The sequence below is a fragment of the Kribbella antiqua genome (assembly GCF_004345665.1).
Taxonomy (GTDB): Bacteria; Actinomycetota; Actinomycetes; order Propionibacteriales; family Kribbellaceae; genus Kribbella; species Kribbella antiqua.
In genome coordinates this window covers 635,557-653,829 of record NZ_SLWR01000002.1, presented here as the reverse complement: position 1 = coordinate 653,829, position 18,273 = coordinate 635,557, and the positions used below count along the sequence as shown (strand labels likewise).

The window sequence follows — 18,273 nt, the reverse complement described above, 5'->3', positions numbered from 1 at the left end:
TCCTCTAGGCTTTCGTCATGGATGACAGGTGGCCGGCGGCGCCGCCCCTGAAACGGCCGCGAATCCTGCGACAGGGCTGGCGCGACCTGACCTTCCTGCACTGGGCCGTCGACCCGTCTGTCGTCTCCGGCTTCTTCCCACGCGGCACCCGGCCGGATGTGTTCCACGGACGCACGTACGTCGGACTCGTCCCTTTCAGAATGATCGACACCGGCTTTGCGCGTGGTCCGGGCGTTCCCTATCTCGGGACGTTTCTGGAGACGAACATCCGGTTGTACTCGATCGACACCACAGGCCGCCGCGGTGTCGTGTTCTTGAGTCTGGACGCCGACCGCCTGGCAATCGTCGCGGCGGCTCGGAGTGTGTTCGGCCTTCCGTATCGCTGGGCCCGCATGAGCCATTCCGTTGCCGGCGATCTCCATACCTACACCTCGACTTTGCGTTGGGGCCGCGTGCAAGCGGGCTTGGAGGTCGCCGTACGAGTGGGTAACCAGCTCGACCCAGGCCCTCTGGAACACTTCCTCACCGCCCGCTGGGGCCTTCATGTTTGCCGAGCCGGCCGCACCTGGTATCTCCCCAACCACCATCCGCCTTGGACGCTCGACACCGGGTCCTTGGTCAGGTACGTCGACACAGGCCTGCTGGCGTCCGTGGGCCTGGGCGAGCTCGACAGGCCTCCCGAGCATGTGATGTACAGCCCAGGAGTCCCTGCGTCATTCGGCCTGCCCTTCCTCACCTGAGGAAGTCGCGCACCCAGCCAGTCATCGTCGCCTGGCCCATCGATTGCCGAGAGCAACTATGTTGAAGGTTGTCCACAGGTATCGCCGTTGTGGATAAGTGCGATTGGCCGAATTGCCTTGAAAACAAGGCGAATCCGGCTTGGAAACTGTCGGTGGGCCTGTCTATCGTTGACGGTATGGAACTCTTGGACGAGCGGCCGGTGTGGTCGATGAGCGGCGGCGAACTGCTGTCCACTCTCGACACGATGAAGGCTGAGATCGCCCGCCTCGAGACCCGCTGCCTGCACTTCATCGCCCGCGTCGACGAGATCGGGTACGCCGAACAACTCGGCGCCCGCGACACAATCGAACTGCTGTCCTTCCGCTACCGCCTCAATCCCCGCGACGCCCGCCGCGACGTCCAGGTAGCTCGCGCGTTGCCGCGATACCGCTCCGTCTCGCACGCCCTCGCCGAGCCCAACCGCAACAATGACGGCCCCGACCTCGGCGCCGGTGAAGACCCGACGAGTAGCACCGGCTGGACACTCCACCCGGCCCAGGCCGACGCGATCGTGTCCACCCTCGAGCGCCACGCCAAACGCATCCCTGTCGAGGACCGCGACATGATCGAAGAACAACTGGTCGGCCTTGCCGCCCACCTCACCCCGGACGAGTTACGGACCAGCGCCAAAGAACTCTGCAACCTCGTCGACACCGACGGTCCTGTGCCCGAGGAAAACAGCGCCTACGACCGCGAGTCCCTGAAACTGTCCACCGCCGACAACGGCGTCAAGTTCAACGGCTACCTGGCCAACGAGAACGCCGAACTCCTCCGCACCTGGCTCAACGCCGCCGCCAAACCCCGCAAAACCGTCACCGGCGAGTTCGACCCCAGGCCCCGCGACAAACGCAACGCCGACGCACTCACCTCAGCGTTGTCGATCGCCGCCGCAGCCACCGACACCGGCCTCTCCACCCGCCCTAGCACCACCCCCACCGCCGACACCGCATCCACCGGCGACGCCTCCGCCGACTCCCGCGTCACAGGGCACACCGGTCGCAGCACGGCTGAATCCACGGGTCTCGGCGAAACGAGCGCCACCACCCGCCCCCCCGCCGTCGGCTCCGGTGAGACGAGTGCCCCGAGCAACATCTCCACCGGCTCCCAAGACGTCAGCGCCGGTGAGACACCGCCCGCAAGCGGCGGTGCGGCTGGATGGGTGCCTGGGTTCGGGGCGAAGGCGAACATCACCATCACCATCGACTTCAACGACCTCAAAGCCGCCACCGCCAACGCCACCGGACAACTCGTGTACGGCGACAACCTCTCCGCCGCAGCCATCCGCCGCCTCGCCTGCGACGCCAACATCCTCCCCCTCGTCCTAGGCTCCAACTCCGAACCACTGGACGTCGGACGCTCCGAACGCCTGGTCAACCGGGCCATGCGCCGCGCCCTGAACGCCCGCGACAAAGGCTGCGTCGTCTGCGGCGCCCCGCCCATCTACTGCGACGCCCACCACCTGACCCATTGGATCGACGGCGGCGAAACCCGCATCGACAACCTCGTTCTCCTCTGCCGTCGCCACCACGTCGACCTCCACCAAGGCCACTGGACAATCCAGATCACCAACGGCACCGTCCACGTCGCCCGCCCCACCTGGGCCGACCCGACACCAACCCGAACACCCCACTCACGCAAGAGAACGCCCGCCCCGCAGCACACCCCTGCCCACCAGCGCCCCAACGTCCTGGCGGAATCTGCCGCGGAAGGACCCGCAACGGAAGGAGCCGCCACGCACGAGACCGATCGCCCGGATCCGTGGGGTGATCCCGTGAGCCCGAGTCAACCGGCTCAACCGTCACGCTCCAAGTGGACGGCCGACGAGGCAATGCTCGCCGACGCAGCCCGCTTCGCAGTCTGGGGCGACAGCTCAACGAAACACTCCTCAACCTCCTCGCGTCCACCCAACCACCCCACCCCCTCAAGTCCCACGAATCCCCCCGATCCCTGGGACGACGCGGTCGCACCTCACCCATCCACCACCGACCACCTGTCACCAACCACCCCGTAGCCCCCGCGCGCACCCATCGTCGCCCCGCCAAGCCCACCCCCGATCCTGACCCGAACATCACCCGTCCGACGCCGGCTTGCGGCGGCATCCCGGCACGCGACGTTGTCGGCGCCGTCCCCGTCCGACCGGCGCGCGCGGCATCCGCTGGCGGCAATGAGCCGATGCGGCCGGTGGTCGACGCGGTCCTAGCTGGGCAGGATCCGGCCGAGTGTGCGCGGAGGTGTAGTGGTGGCGCTGACGTGCCGATACGCCGCAGCAGCCGAACACGGTCCGTGGGTCGGCGCCATCCGACCCGTGCCGCGGAGTCCTTGCACCTCACCCAGCCAGCCCTCAGCACCTGGCATCAACCGCGCGTAGTAGCGTCCGCCGACCCTCGCCAAGCCCAACCCGATCCTCCGACCGGCAGCATCCGTCGGCACGGGAGTATGGGGTTGCGGCACGTGCCGGTACGCCACGGCAGCCGAGCATTGAGCAGCGTCCAGCCAGCGCGGGGGAGTCGTGGTCCCTCTCCCATTCTCCGCTGAGCACCTGTCATCGACCGGGGGCCGTAGCCTGCTGCCTGCTCCTGCCATCGTCGCTCCGCCAGGCCCATACCTGATCCCCAGGCGGGTTGCGTCCGGCGGGTGCGGGGGAGTCGTGCGACCTCACCCATTCTCCGCTGAGCACCTGTCATCGACCGGGGGCCGTAGCCTGCTGCCTGCTCCTGCCATCGTCGCTCCGCCAGGCCCATACCTGATCCCCAGGCGGGTTGCGTCCGGCGGGTGCGGGGGAGTCGTGCGACCTCACCCATTCTCCGCTGAGCACCTGTCATCGACCGGGGGCCGTAGCCTGCTGCCTGCTCCTGCCATCGTCGCTCCGCCAAGCCCATACCCGATCTCCAGGCGGGTTGCGTCCGGCGGGTGCGGGGGAGTCGTGCGACCTCACCCATTCTCCGCTGAAGCACCTGTCATCAACCGCGCCGTAGCGTCCGTCGGCGGCCCGCATCGTCCAGCCGGCCTGGCCGACATCAGTACCGAAGCCCTCCATCCACCAGCATCGTTGTCCACCGCAACCACCAACCCCGCCACCCCACCCCCTCCGCCTCGCCGTCGAGACCCCCCCGCGCCGCCGCATTCGCTTCGCCTCGGAGACGCCTGCGCCGCTGCCCCGCTGCCCGCTGGCTTCGCTCACTCCCGACACGGCCGGGGCCGTTGCCCCATCCTCTCCACCTCGTCCCCGAGACACCTGTCCTGTCCGCCGCCTTCGCTTTGCGCCCGGCAACACCCGGTGCCGGGGCGCCGCTCCGTTCGCCTCGCGCTGCGGGACACTCGTGCCGCTGCGCCGTTCGCCTCGTCTCGCGCTGCGGGACACTCGTGCCGCCGCCCCGCCTCGTCTCGCCGCGCTGCTTCAGCTCGGTGGGGTCGTTCGTTCGCCGGCCGGGCTTGTCGCCCCAGGCTCAGCTGGTCGAGTTGGATCGGTTCGCGGTGGCTCAGCTTGTCGAGGTGGTTTGGCTTGCTGGCGTGGAGCGGATCGTCGGGTTGGGGCTGCTCATCGGCCCGGCTAGTTCGCGGGTGTGGTGGTTTCCTGGATGAGGAAGGGGATGTTCAGTTGGCGGGACCAGCGGTTGATTTCGGTGGTGAGGGTCTGGGTGCCGGCGGTGTCGCCTTCGGCGCGGATGAGGGTGACGATGAGCGCCTGCTGGGCGAGGGCGCCGGGGACGTGGCCGGCCTTCTGGCGGAGTTCGGTTGACCGTTCCCACTGCTCCCGGGCGAGTTTGAGGTCGCCGGTGGCGTACGCGTGGTAGCCGAGGTGACGGACGGCGTACGAGATCAGGAGTTCGTCGCCGGCGCGTTCGCCAAGTTCCAGCGCGGCGGTGTAGTGGCTGATTGCGGTTTCGCTGTCGTCCAAGAGGTTGTCGGAGATGACGCCCGCGTAGAACGCTGCCTGTCCGCGCCGCGCGTCGTCGGGCGCCTGCGCGCGGAGATCGGCGACGCGTTGAGCCAGTGTGCGAGTGGTCGTCGCGTCCCGCCCGCCCGGGCCGATGTCGGCGCTCAGCTCGGTCGCATAGTCCTTCCGGAGACGCAGCATCCCCAGATCCCAGCGGTAGCGATCGCCCTCGGCGACCAAGTCAGTCTCCGTCACCGGTCGTGATGTCGCAGGGCGTGCCGGTACGTCGACGTCGCGGCCCGCGGCGTCCTCATCGACTCCGTTGCTGGTGGTTGCATCGGGCAACCTTTCGATCGCGGTTTCCAGCTCATGCAGTGCTTGGGATGCGTGGTCCGTCCGCTGCCAGAAGTCCTGGTCCACGGCGATTTCGGCGAGGGTGTGTTTCAGCGCGCGCTGTTCGGCGCGGTCGTGGGTCGCGACCGCGCCGAGGAGATTCATGGCGACGGTCCAATTGCCGCCGCGCATCAGTTGGGTGGCAGCGGTGGTGAGTTCGGCGGCGGATACCTCGGCCATGGGCGAGACCTCCTGGTTCACTGGTAGGTGATGTCCGCAGAGTATTTCGACGTCGAAATATTTGACAACTAACTTTCAGTCGCTGAAAAATCAGTTCGGTGAAGGATTCGGTGGATGACCATGTCGACGTCTGGTCAGGAGAGCTGCCCGGGCTGGATCCGCGGGTGGAGGGGATCGTGGTTCGGCTGCAGGTGCTGACGAAGTATCTGGACCGCCATCGGGACGCCGTACTCGCGGAGTTCGAGCTGCAATGGTGGGAGTTCAAGACATTGCACATGCTGCGGCGCGGAGGTGCGCCGTACCGCGCGACGCCGGGCGAGCTCGCCAAGCAACTCGGGATGTCGGCGGCGGCGCTGACCAGCCGGCTGGACGCGCTCGAGCGGCGCGGGTACGTCGAGCGGTCGCATGATCGCGACGATCGGCGGAAGATCTTCGCGACGCTGACTCCGGCGGGGCTCGACGTCTGGGAGCGGGGAATCGGCGAGATCCTGCGCGTCGAACAGGACCTGATCCACGAACTCTCCTCCAGCGACCGCATCCGCCTGGAGTCCCTCCTCCGCCGCCTGGTGGCAGCAACCGAGAAGTCAGGCTGAAATTCGCTGCACGACGGATGACAAGAAGCACCGGCTGCCTCCGACGTCCCGGTAAAGCCACCCACTCGGGAGGCGCCGGACCTGGAGGACCGACCAATGGAACCGCTGAATCTGATGGTGTCGCTGAGCTTCTACGGGAGCGACGAGCGCAATCGCGCCGACATCAAGCGTGCGCGCCGTGCCCGCCGGACCGCGACTGCATCCAGTGCCGAGCGTGTCCTGCGGACTGGCACCGCTCATCGCGCGCTGCACTGGCTGCGGACTGTCAGCGCCCGGTAGCAAGTCGGAGTGGTGTCTCGCGCCCGGTTGTTGGCTGCGCGGCCGGCGAGGCTGGGCAACCCGGGAAAAGAGGAAGCGGAGTGGGCCGTTGCCGTGTCAGAGTCCTGTCGTGACTGATGCGTTGAGTGGGCAGTTGTTGGCGGCGTACGACGAGCAGCTGCGGGGGGCTAGCGAGAGCGGGGATGTGCCGACGAGTACGGACGGGCCGGTGATCCGGGTCGAGTACCCGCAGCGGGGGTTTGTGAGTTACCGGACGCTCGAGGGGCTCGACGGTGCGGAGCTGGATGCGTTGATCGCGCGGCAGCGGGACTTCTTCGCGGCCAAGCGGCAGTCGGTCGAGTGGAAGTTGCGCGGGCACGACCTGCCGGCGGATCTGCCGGACAGGTTGCGGGCGGCTGGGTTTGAGCCCGAGGAGCAGGAGACGGTGCTCATCGCTGAGAGTGCGGACATTGTCGAGCGGCTGCGTGGGCGCGAGTCGGTCCATGGCGTCGTACTGCGGCTGACGAGCGAGCCGGGCGACTTTGCGAAGATCGCGGCGATGGAGTCGACCGTGTGGGGCGAGGACTGGTCCTGGCTGGCTGATGATCTGGTACGGCGGCAGGCGGCCGGGGACACCGACATCTACCTCGCGGAGGCGAATGGGCAGGTCGTGTCGGCGGCTTGGGCGGTTCACAAGAAGGGGACCGACTTCACCGGGTTGTGGGGTGGGTCGACGCTGGCTGACTGGCGGGGGAAAGGGATCTACAAGGCGCTGGTCGCCGTGCGGGCCGCGCGGGCGCTCGAGCTCGGGCACAAGTACCTGCAGGTCGACGCTTCCGACGACAGTTCGCCCATCCTCCAGCGCCTCGGCTTCATCCCCGTCACCACCACGACGCCGTACGTGTACACCCCGGCCTAAACCTCCTGCCACACATCCACCTCGCGAGACCGCTGGCTCAGGCCCGGCGTCCCACCTCCACGGTGTGCCGGGCGGCCGGGCGGCCGGGCGGGTGGTCGGCCAGGGTGTCCCGGCCGGCGGTCAGCCACGCCTCTATCTGCCCCGCGGAGGCTGCTCACCTCGCTGGCTCACACGCGGCCTCCGCGGTGCTCGGGTGGGCGGGGAGTCGGGCGGGGGTGTCTCGCCTGGCTGGCGGCCAGTCGCGCCCTATCTGCCCGAGGAGCTGCTCACCTCGCTGGCTCGGCGCGGCGTCCACATGTCACGGTGCTCACGCGGGTGGTCGGGCCCGGGCGGCTCGCCTGGCCGACGGCCAGCCGTGCCTAGATCTGCGCCGTGGGGCTGCTCGCCTCGCTGGCTCGGGCCGCGGCGTCCACACTGCTTGGGTGCTTGGGTGCTTGGGTGCTTGGGTGCTTGGGTGCTTGGGAGGTCGGGCCGGGGGTGTCTCGACCGGCCGGTGGCTGCCGCGCCTCTGGCTGCCCCGCGGGGCAGCTCACATCGCCGGCTCGGGTGCGGTGTCCACGTTCCACGGTGCTCGCGCGGGCGGGTGGTTGGCCGGCGGTGTCTCGACCGGCCGGTGGCTGCCGCGCCTCTGTCTGCCCATGGGGCTGCTCACCTCGCTGGCTCAGGCGCGGCGTTCACAGGCCACGGCGCTCGGGCAGGTGATCAGGCTGCTCGGCTGGCGGGCGGCCGAGCCTCGGTCAGGTAGCTGCATTGAGGGCTGTCCGGGGTGGCGGCTGCGTCGGGTGGTTCTGGCGTGAGGGGCTTCGGGAAGTTGTCGCGGGTGGACGTCGACATGGAGTTTGGGGCCGGCATAAGGGCGTGGCCGTGGGATTACTGGGTGTAGCGCACTATTGACACGTTGTGCGGTGGACCGTACATTTCGGGAAACGCTTTCCGTGTACGGGTAAGTGTTTGGCTCCCGTTTGTGTCGCCAGTCGGCTGGACGGGAGTTCGCGGAACATGGGCCCGCCCCACCCATTGCGCTCCCGCGCCCGACGCTGGACGGTTTCAATGAAACGTGTCAGTCCGTTGCTTGCTGTCGTTGTTGCTGTCACCAGCTTTGGTGCCGGTTTGACTGCGGTCCACGCTCAGGCCTCGCCGGCCGCCCCGACCACAGTTCCTGCCTCGACAGTCCCCACCGACACGGCCAACCTTGGTCGTGGGCTGGTCAGTCTGCGGACGGGGAAAGGGAACTTCCTTTCCTGGCGGTTGTTGTACGACGATCCGCAAGGCATCGAGTACGCCGTCTACCGCGGTTCCACCAGGATCGCGACCACGAAAGTCACCAACTACCTCGACGTCGGCGCCCCGCCGGACGCCCGCTACAGCGTGCGCCCGGTCAGCAAAGAAGCCGAAGCCAACGCACAAGCCGAAAACTCGGACGGTGAAGTGTCCACCCTGGCGACCAGTCAGGACGTGCCGATTCAGAAGCCGGCCGGCGGTACGACGCCCGACGGAGTCGCCTACACCTACACGGCCAACGACGCCTCGGTCGCCGATCTCGACGCCGACGGTGCCTACGAGATCGTGCTCAAGTGGGACCCGACCAACGCCAAGGACAACTCCCAATCCGGCTACACCGGCAACGTCTACCTGGACGCGTACGAGCTGAACGGCACCCGCAAATGGCGGATCGACCTCGGTCGCAACATCCGTGCCGGCGCGCACTACACGCAGTTCCAGGTCTTCGACTACGACGGCGACAGCCGAGCCGAGGTCGTGGTCAAGACCGCCGACGGCACCCGATCCGGCACCGGCCAGGTGATCGGCAACGTAGGAGCCGACTACCGAAACTCGTCGGGCTATGTCCTGACTGGCCCCGAGTTCTTGACCGTGTTCAGCGGCACCACTGGTGAGGTGCTGGCGACCGCCGACTACGTCCCGCCCCGCGGCACCGTTTCGTCGTGGGGCGACTCGTACGGCAACCGAGTCGACAGATTCCTGGCCGGTACGGCGTACGTCGCAGGAACATCGCGACCGAGCATCATCGAAGCCCGCGGCTACTACACCAGGTCCGTCATCTCCGCGTGGGACTACTCCAACCGCACACTCACTCGGCGCTGGACCTTCGACAGCAACAGTTCCACGAACGGGTCGGCCTGGACAGGGCAAGGCAATCACCAGTTGTCCATCGCCGATGTCGACAGCGACGGGCGGGACGAGATCATGTACGGATCGATGGCGATCGATGACAATGGCAACGGTTTGTGGACGAACGGCACCGGCCACGGCGACGCCTACCACGTCGGCGATCTCGTCCCGAGCCGCTCCGGACTGGAGGTCTACAAGCCATCCGAGAACTCGTCGTCGCCCGCAGACTGGGTGGCAGACGCTCGTACGGGCGTGACGCTTTGGCGAGCCGCGTCGTGTGGCTGTGACAACGGCCGTGGTGTGGCGGACGACATCTGGTCCGGCAACGCGGGCGCTGAGGTGTGGTCGTCGGCAGTCGCCGGGTTGCGCTCGGCAACCAATGGTGCGCAGGTCGCCAGCCGCAAGCCGGGGTCGACGAACTTCGTGATCTGGTGGGACGGCGACCGGCAGCGCGAACTGCTGGACGGTACGCACATCGACAAGTACGGCACGAGTTCCGACATCCGGTTGCTGACGGCAAGCGGCGTACATTCCAACAACGGGACCAAGGCGACGCCGGCGTTGCAAGCCGACATCCTTGGCGACTGGCGTGAGGAGGTGATCTGGCCGACGTCGGACGACACCGCTCTGCGGATCTATTCGACGACCGACTCGACCAGCGTCTCGCATGTGTCGCTGATGCAGGACCGCCAGTACCGCCTCGCGGTCGCCTGGCAGAACACCGGCTACAACCAGCCACCCCATGCAAGCTTCCTGAACCCGTAAGACCTGCAGACCCGGTGGGGCGGCATCAAGACGGCGCCCCGCCGGCACTCGTTTGTAAGTGACCTGTGCTCGAGCGATTCAGTTCGTAGCCGGGCGGTACATCGCGTAGTGGATCGGGCCTCGGTGGGGGAGTTCCAGTTCGGCGATCACGGTGAAGCCGAGGGATTCGTAGAAGTGCAGGTTGGTAGGTTCCTGGGTTTCGACGAACGCGGGCGAGTGGTCGGCATCGGCGGCAGCGAGGCCGGGGGTGATGACGGCCCGGCCGAGGCCTTGGCGCTGCCGATCGGGATCGACGCCGACAAGGGTCAGGAACCAGCTTGGCTCGCGGGGGCGGAAGATGCCCATGGCCTCTTCGTATTCCGCGGCGAGCTCCGCGCGGGAGCCGGCGAGGTCGCGGAAGGCGTCGGCGTGTGACCTGAACACGTCCGGGGGCGTGGACGGCGTCGTCCAGACGGCGACGGCGCTCGCGTCCTCGGCGATCCAGACCCGGCCGTGCGGTAGTCCGATCTCGGTAATGAAGAGGCGGTGGTACTGCGTCAATCGGTCGAGGTAGTCGTGCGGGTCGAGGCCCACCCGCGTCATCGGATAGTCCTCGAACGCGCGGGCGAGCGTCTGCACCGCCGCCTCGACGTCGGCGGTCGTTGCCAACCGGATCCCCATAGCGGGAGCCTACGACCGGAGGGTTTCCAGCACGAGATCGGCGACGGCACGCATGCCGGCGGCGTTCGGGTGGTACGAGACACCGCGCAGCAGGCTGAACCCGGTCGTCCACGGCTCGGCGGATCCGATGGCGTGCTGCAGGCTCGCGGCAGACGCGGCGACCAGGTCGGCGCCAGATGTCGCCGCCGCCTTGGCGAAGGCAGCGGCCAGGCCGTCGGCCATCATGGCGACGCTGGGCAGCTGTTCCTCGTTCAGCGGTACGTCGAGACGCGGCCGCGTACTCGGGCCGACCAGAGCCAGGTAGTCGACGAGGATCACGCGAGCCTGAGGCGCCCGTTCACGGACTCCTGAGACGACCGCGACCAGGGAGTCCGTCACGGTCTGATAGTCAGCATCGTCCTTGAGGTAGCTCACGCGCGCCCGGATCCGGTTCGCGACCCGGCGGCCGAGCACGGTGGCCGGTTTGGCGAGGGTGTTCAGCATGCTGCCGCGGATGAACGTCCCGACGTACTCGAGATCGTTGCCTCCGGCAGTGATCGTGACCAGGGCGGTTTCGGGGCCGACGGCATCGAGCTGTGGTGGTGCGCCGTCCTGTGAGTCGGTCAGGAGGTGCGCGGTCGTCGCGCCGGAGTAGGTGACGTCGACCAGGTCGAGGCCGAGTTCGGCGGCGACCAGGTGCGGATAGTTGCTGCCTGATCGGCCCGCCGGCTTGTGCACGATCGGGCTGATTCCTGGGCCCGCGGCGAACGAGCTACCGAGGGCGACGTACCGGCTGCCGGGTGGGATCACCGGAACACCATAGCCGCGACCTGCCACCATGTCCGGAGTCAGCGGGAAGATCCGGGCGCAGACCACGATCGGCGGGACGGACTACATCCTGCGCGAGATCACCATTTCCCTCGGTGGTACGACGGGTTGGCACTACCACGACGGCACGTTGTACGCCTTCGTCAAGCAGGGCACGCTCACCCACACGGAGCACACCTGCGCGACCGACGGCGTTTACCAGGCCGGCGCCTCCTTCACCGAACCCAGCGGCCCTACCAGCGTCCACGTCGGCGGCAACCTCAAGCCCTCGTCCTCGAGGTCCTCTACGTCAACCCGGCCGGCAGCCCGCTCTCCGAAGACGCCCCCAACCCCGGCTGCCCGTTCCAATAAAGGTGCAAACCTCGTTGCCCAAGCGTGCAATCCGCCCCGGAGCGGGTACCGGGAGGGGGCATCGGAGAGGTTCCGGTGGGGCGGGGGAACGGGGAAGGAGCTGGTCGCGATGGCTGAGGTCGACGGCGGCCGGATAACGGTGATCCAGAAGGTTGCGGCGGCGGTGGGCGTGGTGTTCCTGCTCGTCGGCGTCCTCGGGTTCGTTCCGGGGATCACCACGGACTACGACACGATGTCGTTCGGTGGGCACCACTCCGAGGCGATGCTGCTGGGCGTCTTCCAGGTGTCGGTGCTGCACAACGTCGCACATCTGCTGTTCGGGGTTGCCGGGTTGCTGCTGGCGCGGACGGTCTCGGGTGCGCGGGCGTTCCTGATCGGTGGCGGGGTGGTGTACGCCGTGCTGTGGCTCTACGGCCTGCTGATCGACCAGGCGAGCTCGGCGAACTTCGTGCCGGTGAACACCGCGGACAACTGGCTGCACCTGATCCTGGCAGTCGGGATGATCGCGGTTGGTCTCCTGCTGGGCCGGGCCGCGACGAAAGGTACTGAGGTCACCCACACCTGAGTAACCGGGCATACTGCACCGGGTGAGTGACGATCTCTTCGGTACGGCGGCTGTCCGCGAGCGAGTCCTGGCCGGTTGGGCGGCCGCGCCGGTTCGGTTCCGGGAGGACGCGAACGCCGAGGAGGATCTCGCGCTTGGGGGGTACGCCGATCGGGTCGTCATCGAGCTAGCGCAGAACGCGGCGGACGCGGCCGCGCGCGCCGGTGTGCCCGGGCGGGTGCATTTCTCGTTGCGTGGGGAAACGCTGGTCGTCGCCAACACAGGTACGCCGTTGTCTGCCGAGGGCGTCGAGTCGCTCGCCACGCTGAGGGCTTCGGCGAAGCGGGACGAGCCGTCGGTCGGTCGCTTCGGCGTCGGCTTCTCCGCCGTACTCGCGGTGACGGACGAGCCGGTGATCCTGTCGCGCACCGGCGGCGTGCGGTTCTCCCGTGCTGACACAGCTGCCGTGATCGCTGCCCTCGAGTCGCCCGGTCTGGATACGGAGGTACGGCGTCGCGACGGTCACGTGCCGGTACTACGTCTGCCGTTCGAAGCCGAGGGGGAGCCGCCGGAGGGTTACGACACAGCGGTCATCCTGCCGCTCCGCGACGAAGCTGCCGTCACCCTCGTCCGCCGCCTCCTCGCCGAAGCCGGCGATCCGCTGCTGCTGGCTCTTCCGGGCCTCGCCCAAGTCGAGATCGAAACCGACGACGAGCACCGCGTCCTGGAAGACGCGGAGTCCCGCTGGTGGGTCCACCGCGCCGCCGGCGTCTTCGACGAACACGAGCGAGAGCAACTCCTCGCCGACCGCCCAACAGAAGAACGCTCCCGCCCCAACTGGTCGGTCCTCTGGGCAATTCCCCGCACTGACGCCGAGTTGCCTGGGGTGGTGCAGGCGCCGACGCCTACTGATGAGGCGTTGTCGTTGCCTGCCTTGCTGTTGGCGTCCTTTCCGTTGGATCCGACTCGGCGGCATGTTGCCCAGGGCCCGTTGACGGATCGGCTTGTGACCGAAGCCGCGAAGGCCTATGCGGAGTTGCTGCGTGAGCGGGCCGAAGACGGGGACGACGTACTGCAGTTCGTTCCGACTGGGTTGGCTGCGGGTGCGCTGGATCGGGCCTTGCGGGAAGAGATCGTTGCCCTGCTCCCCGATACGCCGATGGTGAGGTCGGTTGAGGATGGAACGTTGCTGCGGCCCCGCGACGCGGTCGTTGTCGAAGGCGCCGATGAAGCGTTCACGACTGTGCTCGCCCCGATCGTTCGCGGCCTGATCCGGTCGTCGCTCCAATTCCGCGCCGCGCTCGACGCACTCCAAGTCCGCCGGCTCGAGCTTGCCGAGGTCGTGGATCAGCTCGGGGCCAGCGAAGACCCCGAGTGGTGGCGGGCGCTCTACTCGTCCCTCTCCGGCATGGTCACCGACCCGCTGCTCCGGGAATCGCTCGGCACACTTCCCGTCCCACTCGCCGACGGCCGACTGGTGCGCGGCGTACGCGGACTATTGCTCCCCGCGCCAGAACTCCCCCTCGACGTCCTCGCAGCCTTCGGCGAGTACGGCGTACGCGTCGTCCACCCCGACGCCGCCGACCCAGCCCTCGAGCGTCTCGGCGCGCTGCCCGCGACACCGCGCACGCTGCTGGAGGACGGCGCCGTACGCACGGCCGTCGAGCACTCCGCCGAGGCCGACGACCCGGACGCGATCGCGCACGCCGTACTCAGCCTGGTCGCGGCCGATCCGTCCCAAGCCGAAGGCCTGTGGTGGTTGTCGGACCTCGTACTGCGCGACGCGGACGGCGACCTCGTCCCGGCGAACGCGCTGGTGATCCCAGGCTCCGAAGCCGAGGAAGTGCTCGACGACGAAGAGGTCGCGCCGATCGACCGCGCCGCCCTCGACCGCTACGGCCTCCCCGCACTCGAGGCCGTCGGCGTACTCGCGACCCTCGGAGCCGTGACCGCCTCCGACGTCGCACTCGACGAGTTGCCCGAGTCCCTCAAGGACCTGGACGGCATCGAGGACTGGGCGTACGACGTGGCGCCGGACGGATCGCGGTACGGCGCAACGATCGGGGAGCTCACCGCGATCCGCGACCTCGACTGGATCACGGACGACGCCTGGCCGCGCGTACTCGAACTCCTCGGCTCATCACCCGACCTGAGGCGCGCCCTCGTCACCCAGGTACGCGTCGTCGGACCGGACGACCGTCCGCTCGGCGTGCCGTCGTACGCGGCGTGGTGGATCCGGGAACGCGTGCTGCTCGAGGATGGCGAACCCCTTGCCGGGCGGGCCGATCCGGAGGCCGATCCCGTCCTCGCGCAATTCCTCGACGAGGCGCCGGCCTGGACGGCCCGACTCGATCCCGAGGTGCGTACGGCGGTCGGCCTCGTCCGGGAGGTCGGCGATCTCGATGCCGACGGCATCAGTCTGGTCCTCGGCCGGCTCGCCGATCCCGAGCGCGAGGTCGACGAGAGCGCGATCCTGCGGCTGTGGAGTCAACTCGGTCCCTTGGCTCTCTTCCCGGCCGAACCGCCGGAGGAGTTGCGGGTACTCACGGACGACGGCAGGACGCGGGTCATCGACATCAGCGAGGCGGTGGTCGTGGATGCTCCGATGTGGTTGCAGCGTGAGGATCTGGGCGGTTTCGTCGTCGCCTCTGGTGCGGCGGCCGACGGGTTGAGCGACCTGTTCGACGTACCGATGGCGCAAGAAGTTGCCCAGGGCAAGGTTGATGGTGAGGGGCTGGCGGCGGACGTGCCGCCGATCGTTCGTGAGCTGGTGTCGGAGGTTCCGCAGACGTGGTGGGAGCACGAGGAGCTCACCGTCGACGGGGTCGAGGTGTCGTGGTGGGTGGACGACGACGGCGCTCCGCACGCGGCGACGTTCGACGGACTGGCGAAGGCGCTCGCGTGGGCCGGCGGCCGCTGGGACCAGCGGCACGTCATCCGCGCCGTACTGAACGAACCGGACCGCAGCTCTGAGCTTTTGGTCGACGCCGCCTTCGACTAAGCGAGCAGGTCGGCTAACGCGGGGTTGTCGATGTCGGTGCTGAGGGATCGGGCGGAGGCTGCGGCGCGGCGGTCGCCGAGATGGCCGAGATGCAGTTGGGCGCGGACCTGCATCTCGCGCATGTCGCAACGTGCGGCGAGCGACGACATCCTGTTCGCGAGCCCGGTCGCCCGCTCATGGTCATCGTGCGCAATGGCCGTAGCGACCGCCGCATCCAGCACATACGCGTGAACCCACTGATAGCGATCCGGCTCGTGGCTCGACCGAGCCAACGCCTGGTCGAGCCATTCCTGAGCGGCGGGATAGTCGCCCCGGTTGGCGTTGACCAGTGCCAGCCCGCGCCCCGCCATCCCTTCCCAGCACGGGTCGTGGAGCTGGCAGCCCAGCGTCCACGCCTCCTCGAATCCCTCGGCGGACGTGTCGAACTTACCGGCGTACAGGTCGAGCTCGGCGGCGAGCGCCTGCGGCCAAGGCAGGAAGGCGATCCAGCGTTGCCGACGGACCAACTCCAGCGACTCGGCCACCGACGCCGCGGCCTGGCTGTACTCCGACCGCAGTAGATGCGCCCGGCCCACCAGTGACAGCGACCAGGCTTGCTGCCGATGATCACCGCAGCGTGCAGCGAGCTCGACAGACTCACCCAACTGCTCGAACGCGGCCGCGTAGTCGGACCGGTCGGAGGAGTTCATCCCGCGTACGCCGAGGATCGCGGCGTTCTCCTCATCGGTCTCGGCCAGCGCCTGAGCCTTGGCCAGCCATTCGTCACCGGTCTTGCGCCGCCCGGCCTGGACCTCGACGAAACCCAGTTCACGCTGGGCAACCACGGCCGTTGCCCGTTCCCCGGCCTCGGAGGCGACCATCAATGCCTCCTGCAAGATGATCGCGCCCTCCTCGTCATGCCCACGGATCGCGTGGACGAGCGCACTGCCGAGAGCCGCGAGGGCGCGTGCCTCCAGCGACTTGTCGTGGCATTGCACGGCCAGTTCGGAAGCCTGTCGCAAGCACTGCAGACCCGCATCGACGGCACCGGCCAAAATCGCCGCTCGCCCGGCCTGCAGTTGACTCATCGCGGCAGCCCGTCCGCTCAACGGTGGAGCCGACGGCCGGCCCGGTCCGACCGACGCCGCTTCGCGCAGTGCGGAAGTCACTTCGATGCCGAGCTCACGCCGGAACAAGTCCTCGCAGAGCGCGATTTGCCGCAGGGCGCTCGTACGATCGCCGGAAGCGGCCATGCTCCTGATCAGCAGTTCATGGTTGCCTTGTTCAAGCGAATTCAATGAGACAGCCTTTGCAGCAAAGGGAATCGCCTCCGCGGCACGCCCAGCCGCAACCAAGGCGATGGCGTTCTGCCGAAGCCGTGCCTCGATGACCCCCGCGAGCCGGCGTCGCTCCACCAGCAACCACGACTCGAACTCAGGACACGACTCCAGCTCCATCCCCTCCAGCAGCGAACCGCCGTACGCCAGCAACGACTCCGGCGCGGCCGACGGCTGGGTGAGCAGCAACGCGTCCACCGTCGTATCGCCAAGCGACGTCACCACCGGATCCCCCCTCAGCAGATCCGGTACGCCGATGGTCCGCCGAAGCTCGGCCAAGGTCCAACGCAATGCACCCAGTGGATCGTCTGCGTCCGCGAAGAACAGCTCGGCCAAACGCCGGCGACTGGGCGGCCGCTCGGCCAGCAGCAGATAGCCGACCAGCGCCCACGCCTTGCGTCCCCGCGGCTGACGACCCGGCTCCACGCCGCGCTCGATCGCCGGCGGCCCCAGCAACCGGATCGTCACCATCCCGTTCGCCCCCTCCGGATCTGATAGGTCAGCCCCTCACGTGGTGGGTTGCGCAACCAGAATCTGGGTCCGCAACCCACAAGCAGGTGGGTTGACCCGTGAGTTTCAGTGTCGCCCCCTCAGCGGCGGATTCCCACTGCTTCGAGGTACTCGGACGGTGCGGCCACCGTCCCGTCGTCGGCCTGGTTGAAGGTACGCGCGACCTCCGCGAGATCGGCTGCGAACTCTCGCAGCTCCTCGCCGGACAGAGTGCCGGCCAGCCGCGTGATCGGCCCGTAGAACTGCCGGAACCACTCGGAGAAGTGCTGCGGCGTGTAGTACCGGAACACGTACTCGCGCTTGGTCAGGCTGGTCCACTCGACCCGGTCGCCGAACAGCTCGGTCAAGTGCTCCGGCGTACCCCACAGGGTCGGCGAACGCACGCCCGCGGGCGGTGGCGCCCACTTCGCGACCGTCTTGAAGAGCTGGCCGACCATGCCGGTCGGCGTCCAGCACGCCAGTCCGATCTTGCCGCCCGGCTTGGTCACCCGGACCAGCTCGTCCGCGGCCTTCTGGTGGTCGGGCGCGAACATCACGCCGACTGTGCTCACGACCAGATCGAACGCCTGGTCCGGCACCGGCAGTTTCTCCGCGTCGCCCTCGATGAAGGTGACCGGAAGGTGTTCCGCCGCCGCACGTTCACGACCCTGCTCCAGCAGGTTGACCGCGTAGTCCACGCCGGTCGCCTCGGCGAACCGCCGCGCCGCGGCCATCGCCGCGTTGCCCTGACCCGAAGCGACGTCCAGCACCTGTTGCCCAGCTCGTACGTCGGCGGCCTCGACCAGCAACTCGGCCATGATCTGCAGCGTGTTGCCGACTCGTGTGTAGTCCCCGGTCTCCCACCCGGCCCGCTGCTTGTCCTTGATGGCCTCGAAATCAATGGCCGTAGTCGTCATCTGTCGTCTCCCCCTGAGAGGTGTTCCGCGGCCACCCGATGCGGCCGACGTACCCAGGGAAGGCGGTCACCGTGTGACGTGGCGTGTGACGGCTCACCCGGTGCCTCGCGCGGGGGTCGATCACGCAGAGCGAACCAACGTTGTCACAGGTTGGTATATCCACTGAGCAGCGCGGCTATTGCGCTGATTGCAACGTTAGAGCCGACATCTTGCCAACGTTGTCATGACTACTTATAGTCCGTGACACCTTCCGATCGGTAACGCCGTGGTCCGCGCAAACGACATTGGAGGTC

13 protein-coding genes are annotated in these 18,273 nt (G+C 68.0%); 8 read left to right on the top strand and 5 right to left on the bottom strand.

The features are described from left to right. Nucleotides 1-17 precede the first annotated feature (17 nt). Both EV646_RS08940 and EV646_RS40565 read left to right on the top strand, forming a co-directional pair. Nucleotides 18-740: a YqjF family protein gene (locus EV646_RS08940; RefSeq protein WP_132145879.1), complete on the top strand. Its 723-nt coding sequence runs from the start codon at nt 18-20 to the stop codon at nt 738-740. 176 nt (nt 741-916) lie between these two features. Further along, nucleotides 917-2,791: an HNH endonuclease signature motif containing protein gene (locus tag EV646_RS40565; protein ID WP_277875091.1), complete on the top strand. Its 1,875-nt coding sequence runs from the start codon at nt 917-919 to the stop codon at nt 2,789-2,791. Between the two features lie 1,539 nt (nt 2,792-4,330). Here the strand turns inward: EV646_RS40565 and EV646_RS08930 are convergent. Continuing rightward, a complete protein-coding gene (locus EV646_RS08930) occupies nt 4,331-5,230 on the bottom strand; it encodes a hypothetical protein (protein WP_132145877.1) in 900 nt (299 codons plus the stop codon). A 98-nt stretch (nt 5,231-5,328) separates the two neighbouring features. Between EV646_RS08930 and EV646_RS08925 the strand changes: the two genes are divergently transcribed. The 4 genes from EV646_RS08925 (at nt 5,329) to EV646_RS08910 (ending at nt 9,895) form a co-directional block, all read left to right on the top strand. Continuing rightward, the gene (locus EV646_RS08925) at nt 5,329-5,823 is read left to right on the top strand and encodes a MarR family winged helix-turn-helix transcriptional regulator (protein ID WP_241995601.1); all 495 of its coding nucleotides are present in this window, start codon (nt 5,329-5,331) and stop codon (nt 5,821-5,823) included. A 96-nt stretch (nt 5,824-5,919) separates the two neighbouring features. After that, the gene (locus tag EV646_RS08920; RefSeq protein ID WP_132145875.1) at nt 5,920-6,102 is read left to right on the top strand and encodes a hypothetical protein; all 183 of its coding nucleotides are present in this window, start codon (nt 5,920-5,922) and stop codon (nt 6,100-6,102) included. 109 nt (nt 6,103-6,211) lie between these two features. Next, nucleotides 6,212-7,000, top strand: coding sequence for a GNAT family N-acetyltransferase (locus EV646_RS08915; RefSeq protein ID WP_132145873.1), 789 nt, complete (start codon nt 6,212-6,214; stop codon nt 6,998-7,000). Between the two features lie 1,050 nt (nt 7,001-8,050). Beyond that, nucleotides 8,051-9,895 carry a rhamnogalacturonan lyase gene (locus tag EV646_RS08910; protein WP_132145871.1) on the top strand — a complete coding sequence of 615 codons (1,845 nt, stop codon included), beginning with the start codon at nt 8,051-8,053 and terminating at the stop codon, nt 9,893-9,895. A gap of 78 nt (nt 9,896-9,973) precedes the next feature. Here the strand turns inward: EV646_RS08910 and EV646_RS08905 are convergent, their stop codons facing one another. Together EV646_RS08905 and EV646_RS08900 are read right to left on the bottom strand one after the other, a co-directional pair. Then, nucleotides 9,974-10,555: a GNAT family N-acetyltransferase gene (locus EV646_RS08905; RefSeq protein ID WP_132145869.1), complete on the bottom strand. Its 582-nt coding sequence runs from the start codon at nt 10,553-10,555 to the stop codon at nt 9,974-9,976. A gap of 9 nt (nt 10,556-10,564) precedes the next feature. Continuing rightward, nucleotides 10,565-11,344: an SGNH/GDSL hydrolase family protein gene (locus tag EV646_RS08900; protein WP_199236878.1), complete on the bottom strand. Its 780-nt coding sequence runs from the start codon at nt 11,342-11,344 to the stop codon at nt 10,565-10,567. A 28-nt stretch (nt 11,345-11,372) separates the two neighbouring features. Between EV646_RS08900 and EV646_RS39930 the strand changes: the two genes are divergently transcribed. Further along, nucleotides 11,373-12,278, top strand: a complete 906-nt coding sequence (locus EV646_RS39930; RefSeq protein ID WP_241995600.1) for a DUF4383 domain-containing protein — start codon at nt 11,373-11,375, stop codon at nt 12,276-12,278. A gap of 22 nt (nt 12,279-12,300) precedes the next feature. Then, nucleotides 12,301-15,258: a sacsin N-terminal ATP-binding-like domain-containing protein gene (locus EV646_RS08885; RefSeq protein ID WP_241995596.1), complete on the top strand. Its 2,958-nt coding sequence runs from the start codon at nt 12,301-12,303 to the stop codon at nt 15,256-15,258. On the opposite strand, the gene EV646_RS08880 is transcribed toward EV646_RS08885, so the two are convergent. Further along, on the bottom strand, nt 15,255-17,045 hold the full coding sequence (locus EV646_RS08880; RefSeq protein ID WP_132145861.1) for a BTAD domain-containing putative transcriptional regulator: 1,791 nt from the start codon (nt 17,043-17,045) through the stop codon (nt 15,255-15,257). The two genes, EV646_RS08885 and EV646_RS08880, sit on opposite strands and share 4 nt — an antisense overlap. A gap of 119 nt (nt 17,046-17,164) precedes the next feature. After that, complete coding sequence (locus tag EV646_RS08875) at nt 17,165-17,980, bottom strand: class I SAM-dependent methyltransferase (RefSeq protein WP_132145859.1); 816 nt, start codon at nt 17,978-17,980, stop codon at nt 17,165-17,167. Nucleotides 17,981-18,273: the final 293 nt, after the last annotated feature.

Excerpts from the sequence above, each read along its gene's own strand:
- EV646_RS08920 (WP_132145875.1), top strand. The coding sequence starts at position 5,920 with ATGGAACCGCTGAATCTGATGGTGTCGCTGAGCTTCTACGGGAGCGAC.
- EV646_RS08930 (WP_132145877.1), bottom strand. The coding sequence starts at position 5,230 with ATGGCCGAGGTATCCGCCGCCGAACTCACCACCGCTGCCACCCAACTG.
- EV646_RS08940 (WP_132145879.1), top strand. The coding sequence starts at position 18 with ATGGATGACAGGTGGCCGGCGGCGCCGCCCCTGAAACGGCCGCGAATC.
- EV646_RS08880 (WP_132145861.1), bottom strand. The coding sequence starts at position 17,045 with ATGGTGACGATCCGGTTGCTGGGGCCGCCGGCGATCGAGCGCGGCGTG.
- EV646_RS08910 (WP_132145871.1), top strand. The coding sequence starts at position 8,051 with ATGAAACGTGTCAGTCCGTTGCTTGCTGTCGTTGTTGCTGTCACCAGC.
- EV646_RS39930 (WP_241995600.1), top strand. The coding sequence starts at position 11,373 with ATGTCCGGAGTCAGCGGGAAGATCCGGGCGCAGACCACGATCGGCGGG.
- EV646_RS08875 (WP_132145859.1), bottom strand. The coding sequence starts at position 17,980 with ATGACGACTACGGCCATTGATTTCGAGGCCATCAAGGACAAGCAGCGG.
- EV646_RS40565 (WP_277875091.1), top strand. The coding sequence starts at position 917 with ATGGAACTCTTGGACGAGCGGCCGGTGTGGTCGATGAGCGGCGGCGAA.
- EV646_RS08905 (WP_132145869.1), bottom strand. The coding sequence starts at position 10,555 with ATGGGGATCCGGTTGGCAACGACCGCCGACGTCGAGGCGGCGGTGCAG.